At 67.8% G+C, this 5,205-nt stretch carries 8 protein-coding genes; 5 read left to right on the top strand and 3 right to left on the bottom strand.

Annotated features, from left to right (window positions below):
- The 4 genes from VKG81_RS09170 to VKG81_RS09155 all read left to right on the top strand — a co-directional run.
- On the top strand, window positions 1-645 hold a 645-nt coding region (locus VKG81_RS09170; protein WP_324395612.1), incomplete at its 5' end, for a TIGR03619 family F420-dependent LLM class oxidoreductase.
- Window positions 646-659: 14 nt separating this feature from the next.
- Window positions 660-1,010: a DUF488 domain-containing protein gene (locus VKG81_RS09165; protein ID WP_324395611.1), complete on the top strand. Its 351-nt coding sequence runs from the start codon at window positions 660-662 to the stop codon at window positions 1,008-1,010.
- On the top strand, window positions 1,007-1,432 hold the full coding sequence (locus VKG81_RS09160; protein WP_324395610.1) for a hypothetical protein: 426 nt from the start codon (window positions 1,007-1,009) through the stop codon (window positions 1,430-1,432). The genes VKG81_RS09165 and VKG81_RS09160 overlap by 4 nt, the downstream gene beginning before the upstream one ends.
- Window positions 1,433-1,452: 20 nt before the next feature.
- Complete coding sequence (locus VKG81_RS09155; RefSeq protein WP_324395609.1) at window positions 1,453-1,800, top strand: cupin domain-containing protein; 348 nt, start codon at window positions 1,453-1,455, stop codon at window positions 1,798-1,800.
- On the opposite strand, the gene VKG81_RS09150 is transcribed toward VKG81_RS09155, so the two are convergent.
- From VKG81_RS09150 to crcB (VKG81_RS09140), 3 genes are read right to left on the bottom strand one after another with little or no spacing between them, the layout of a single operon-like run.
- Window positions 1,797-2,876 (bottom strand): DUF190 domain-containing protein, encoded by a 1,080-nt coding sequence (locus tag VKG81_RS09150; RefSeq protein WP_324395608.1) that lies wholly within the window; start codon window positions 2,874-2,876, stop codon window positions 1,797-1,799. The genes VKG81_RS09155 and VKG81_RS09150 overlap by 4 nt on opposite strands.
- Window positions 2,873-3,238 (bottom strand): fluoride efflux transporter CrcB, encoded by a 366-nt coding sequence (gene crcB / locus VKG81_RS09145; RefSeq protein ID WP_324395607.1) that lies wholly within the window; start codon window positions 3,236-3,238, stop codon window positions 2,873-2,875. Before crcB (VKG81_RS09145) ends, VKG81_RS09150 begins: the two co-directional genes overlap by 4 nt.
- Window positions 3,235-3,633, bottom strand: coding sequence for a fluoride efflux transporter CrcB (crcB, locus tag VKG81_RS09140; protein WP_324395606.1), 399 nt, complete (start codon window positions 3,631-3,633; stop codon window positions 3,235-3,237). Before crcB (VKG81_RS09140) ends, crcB (VKG81_RS09145) begins: the two co-directional genes overlap by 4 nt.
- Window positions 3,634-3,705: 72 nt before the next feature.
- On the opposite strand from crcB (VKG81_RS09140), the gene pgm reads away from it, so the two are divergent.
- Window positions 3,706-5,205 (top strand): phosphoglucomutase (alpha-D-glucose-1,6-bisphosphate-dependent) (pgm, locus tag VKG81_RS09135; RefSeq protein ID WP_324395605.1); only part of this gene is annotated, 1,500 nt, incomplete at its 3' end.

Below are 5,205 nucleotides of genomic sequence, written 5' to 3'. Positions count from 1 at the left end.
GCGGCAGCCACGACGACGATCGGGATCGCGACTGGGGTGTTGCTGCTGCCCGAACACAACCCGGTGCTGGTCGCCAAACAGGCCGCCACGCTCGACCGGCTCAGCGGCGGCCGATTCACCCTCGGCGTCGGAATCGGCTGGTCCAAGGAGGAATTCGACGCGCTCGCCGTTCCGTTCGAGCGTCGCGGCCAGCGCACCGCGGAGTACGCGGCCGCGATGCGGGTGGTGTGGAGCGAAGACGTCGCGTCATTCGCAGGCGAATTCGTCACCTTCGAGAACATCCGCGTGAACCCGAAGCCGGTGCATAACCGGCGCATCCCGATCGTGGTGGGCGGCAACAGCGATGCGGCGATTCGCAGGGTGGTCCGGTGGGGAGACGGCTGGTACGGCTTCTACCTCGACGACGTCGCGGAGGTCGCCGCGCGGACAGAGCGGATCACAAGATTGTGTGCCGAATCCGGGCGCGACCGTCGCGAGCTACACCTTGCCGTCGCGTTGCGGGATCCACGGCCCGCGGACGTGCCTGCCCTGGCTGACATCGGAATCGATGAGCTCATCATCGTCGAGGGGCCGCCCGACGACGCCGCGGCGGCGCCCGACTGGGTCGCCGGGCTGGCGCGACGATGGATGCCGGCGACGGGGTGACGAAAGGCGTGGTGATGCGGCTAGCCCGAATCTACGACCCACCACAACCGGACGACGGGCTGCGGATACTGGTCGACCGGCTCTGGCCCCGGGGCATCCGCAGGGACGATCCGCGCATCGACCGGTGGTGCAAACACGTCGCTCCTTCGTCGGAGTTGCGGCGCTGGTACAGCCATGACCCGGCTCGCTACGACACGTTCGTCGCGCGCTACGAAAACGAGCTCGAAAGCCCCGACGCCGAATCCGCCCTCGGTGAGCTGCGCAGGCTCATCCGCGGCGGGCCCGCAACGCTGTTGACCTCGGCGAAGGACGTCGAACACGGCCATCTACCAGTGCTCGCCCGCCTGCTGGAGCAGCGACGATGAATGCGGCGTGGGCGACCGCCGTCGGTGCGATCTTCGTCTGGCTCGGCATGGTCATGGCGATCTCGTTCATGGAGGCGCCGCTGAAATTCCGCGCACCCGGCGTGACACTGCCCATCGGGCTGGGTATCGGCCGGCTCGTGTTTCACGCGCTGAACGGCGCGGAGCTCGTCCTCGCCGCGATCGTGCTGGTGTCGCTGTCGGTCGACCTGCCGCCGGGGCGCATCATCGCGGCGATTATCGTCGCACTTGTCGCGTTGGCTGTTCAGCTGGTCGCCGTCCGCAGGTGGCTGAATCGCCGGTCCGACGCCGTGCTTGCCGGACACGAAGGCCCACGCTCGCGTGCGCACTGCGTGTACATCGGCTTGGAAGTGATCAAGGCTGTCGCGCTGCTGGTTTCGGGCATTCTGTTACTCGCCGCGTGACGCCCCCGTTAGGAGGAATGATGGACTCGATATCGCTGACCGCGGTCGTCGACGAACAGCTGGCGCGGGCGCGCCAGTCCAGCAGCGGCCGTGCCGCCCAGACCATCTACGGCGGCAGCGAGCATTACCTACGGCAGACCGTGATCGCGCTCGTCGCCGGCCACGAGCTCGGCGAACACCTCAGTCCCGGCGAAGCCACGCTGCAGGTGCTGGAGGGAACGGTGAAGGTCAACTGCGGCAGCGAGTCATGGGAGGGCGCCGTCGGTGACTTCCTGGTGGTTCCTCCCGGCCGGCACAGCCTCGACGCCGTCGAGGACTCCGCGGTGCTGCTCAGCGTCCGTGCCGACAGCCGAGCCAGCAGCGGCTAGTAGCGGTAGTCGGCGAGCTGCGTGCTCCCGAGGCGCTCGTCGCCATCGACGAGCACCAGGGCAGGGACCATTTCACTCGTCACCATGCCGTGCTCGTCGGTGAGCTCGTCGACGATGTCGAAGCTGCGCGCGATGCGGTCCGGCGGATCGATGATGATCGTCGTCACCGGGACGCGTCGTCCCAACTGAATCAGCTTGTCGCCATGGGGTTTTCGATCACCGTGAAAACCCCAGATGCCTCGCAGCACCGTTGCGCCGCTCGCGGCGCCGGTTCGGCGCAGCCGGCGGACCAGCGCGCGGTGGATCGGCACACCGTCGTGACGCGCGTCCTCTGAGGTGTAGACCATCAGCTTCTGCCATAGCCGGACGCCGCGCTCGTCGGCAATGGGCAGCGCGTCGGGACGCGCCAGCAGTTCGCCGTCGCGCTTGCAAACCCGGATGCGTTCGACGGTCAGCAGCGGTTCACGCAGCATTTCGCCGAGCTGCGGCACGACGCGGGCGATCCGATCGCTTGCGCCGACGGAGATGATCATCACCGGCACGTTGACGTTGCGGCTGAAGAAGCGCGCGCGGCGGCGCTCGCCGCGCACGGTGCCGTCGACGCCGAGGAACACCGACGCACCCGCGACACCTGCCCCGTGCAGCAGGTCGCATACCGCGTAAAACGCCGGTGCCCCGTCGACTTGCTCCTGGCGTCCCACGTAGATCGTCAGCTTGACGGCGTCGTGGAGCTCCTTCGGCACCGCGAATCCGCCGACATTCCCGCTGACGAGCCTGGCGCGCTCGAGTGTGACCAGGCCGCGCGGCGTCATCGCGACCACGTCGTCGGCCAACCCGGCGATCTTGGCGCGGGCATCGACGGCGGCGACGGCCACGGGCGGATCTTCCGACAGGCTCAGCCATTCGTCGCTGCGCAGCTGCTTGCGCGGTCCGAAGCTGGCAATGCCGCGCAGCAACACGCTCGTCGCAACCGCGCGCTCTGCGTACAGGCTGAGCAGCGACTCGGCCAGGAACCGCCCACCCGCGCGTTGCCGCTCCCCGAAATAGGCCGTCAGTTTCAGGCAGTCGTCGTTCACAGGCGCCCCGCGATCCACTGGCCCAGCAGCGCGGCGGCGACACCGAGCACAACGCTGATCACGATGTTGGCCAGCGCCGGCCACAGCTGACGTTCCTCGCTGAGGCGCTGCGTTTCGAGCATCCACGTCGAGAATGTGGTGTACGAGCCGACGAACGCCGTGCCGGCCAGCAGGGCGGCCGCGGGGCTGAGCGTCAAGCCGCTGATCAAGCCCAGCAGGACGGCCCCACTGATGTTGACCGTCAGCGTGCCGAACGGGAACGACCGCGCGATGCGGGCCGCGAGGGTGCGGTCCACCAGGAACCGCAGCACAGCCCCCACGCCGCCGAGCGCCAGCACCCCGGCCCAGACCGCGATCGTCATCGGCGCACCCACACCCGTCGCACCATCGCCGTGGCCAGGTACACGGCGATCAGCCCTGCCACGATGCTGGCTGCGATGTAGCCGGCGGCCAGGCCGTAGTGGTGGTGTTGGAGCATCCTCAGGGTCTCGACCTGCATCGTCGAGAATGTCGTTAGCCCTCCGCACAGCCCGGTGCCCAACAGCGGTCGGCGGTAGCTCGACAGCGGCAATCGCTCCAGCAGCCGGGTGGTGAAGTACCCGAGCAGGAATGCGCCGACAATGTTGACGGTGAACGTGGGCCACGGCCAGCGGGCAGGGTCGGCTCCGGCCAGTGTGCTCAGTGCGGCGCGCGCCACGGTACCCAGGGCCCCTCCCGCGAACACCGCGGCCAACTCGCGTCGGTCGTAACCAAACACGAGGCAAAGTATGGCGGGAAGGTAGGTGACTGTGCGGACACCACTGTCATCACGGGGGCAGAATCGGTAACCATGGCGGCCAATCCACGTGCCGGTCAGCCGGCACAACCCGAAGACCTCATCGACGTGGCTCACGTGGTGACGGCGTACTACACGATAGAGCCCGACCCCGACGACGTGGCACAGCAGGTGGTGTTCGGAACGTCCGGTCATCGCGGCTCAAGCCTCGACGGCGCGTTCAACGAGGCGCACATCCTCGCCACCACACAAGCGATCGCTGAGTACCGCGCCGCGCAGGGCACCACCGGGCCGCTCTTCATCGGCCGCGACACCCATGCGCTGTCCGAACCGGCGTGGACGTCGGCGCTCGAGGTGCTCGCCGCGAATGATGTTGTGGCGATGATCGATTCGGCCGACCGCTACACCCCGACCCCCGCGATCAGCCACGCGATCCTGACCTACAACCGCGGTCGCAGCAATGCGCCGGCCGACGGAATCGTGGTGACGCCCTCGCACAACCCGCCGCGCGATGGGGGATTCAAGTACAACCCACCCAGCGGCGGCCCGGCCGACACCGACGCAACAACCGCGATTGCCGAGCGGGCCAACGAGATTCTGCGAGGCGGACTGAAGGACGTGAAACGGGTGCCGCTGGCCGGTGCGCTGCTGACCGCCCAGCGCCACGACTATCTCGACGCGTATGTCGACGACCTGCCCAATGTTGTCGACATTCATGCGATCCGCGCGGAAGGGGTGCGCATCGGCGCGGACCCGCTCGGTGGCGCCAGCGTCGACTACTGGGGCGCGATCGCCGAAAGGCACAATCTGGATCTCACCGTCGTCAATCCGCTGGTGGACGCGACGTGGCGGTTCATGACGCTGGACACCGACGGCAAGATCAGGATGGACTGCAGCTCGCCGGACGCGATGGCATCGCTGATCGCCAACCGGGACAAGTATCAGATCGCCACCGGCAACGATCCAGACTCCGACCGGCACGGGATCGTCACCCCCGATGCGGGATTGATGAATCCAAACCACTATCTGGCGGTCGCGATCGACTACCTGTACGCCAACCGCCCCGCATGGCCCAACTCGACGGCCGTCGGCAAGACGGTGGTGAGCTCGTCGATCATCGACCGCGTGGTCGCCGGGCTGGGCCGCAAGCTGGTCGAGGTGCCCGTCGGCTTCAAGTGGTTCGTCGACGGATTGATCAGCGGCAGCATCGGTTTCGGCGGCGAGGAGAGCGCAGGTGCGTCGTTCCTGCGTCGGGACGGCTCGGTGTGGACCACCGACAAGGACGGCATCATCATGGCGCTGTTGGCCTCCGAGATCCTGGCGATCACCGGACAGACTCCGTCGCAGCGGTACGCCGAGCTGGCCGAAAAGTACGGCTCGCCAAGCTATGCCCGTGTGGACGCGCCGGCGGATCGGGAGCAGAAAGCCAGGCTGGCCAGGCTTTCTGCCGACCAGGTGACGGCCACGGAGCTGGCGGGTGAACCGATCACCGCCAAACTGACGACCGCACCCGGCAATGGTGCGCCGCTGGGCGGATTGAAGGTGACGACGGCG

Source organism: Mycobacterium sp. (assembly GCF_035314905.1).
GTDB lineage: Bacteria > Actinomycetota > Actinomycetes > Mycobacteriales > Mycobacteriaceae > Mycobacterium.
Note: the sequence above shows the minus strand (reverse complement) of the source record. Positions and strands in the feature narration are given on the sequence as shown.

Bases quoted from the DNA above. Each gene is read 5' to 3' on its own strand.
- VKG81_RS09160 (WP_324395610.1), top strand. From the start codon at position 1,007: ATGAATGCGGCGTGGGCGACCGCCGTCGGTGCGATCTTCGTCTGGCTC.
- crcB (WP_324395607.1), bottom strand. From the start codon at position 3,238: ATGACGATCGCGGTCTGGGCCGGGGTGCTGGCGCTCGGCGGCGTGGGG.
- VKG81_RS09165 (WP_324395611.1), top strand. From the start codon at position 660: ATGCGGCTAGCCCGAATCTACGACCCACCACAACCGGACGACGGGCTG.
- VKG81_RS09155 (WP_324395609.1), top strand. From the start codon at position 1,453: ATGGACTCGATATCGCTGACCGCGGTCGTCGACGAACAGCTGGCGCGG.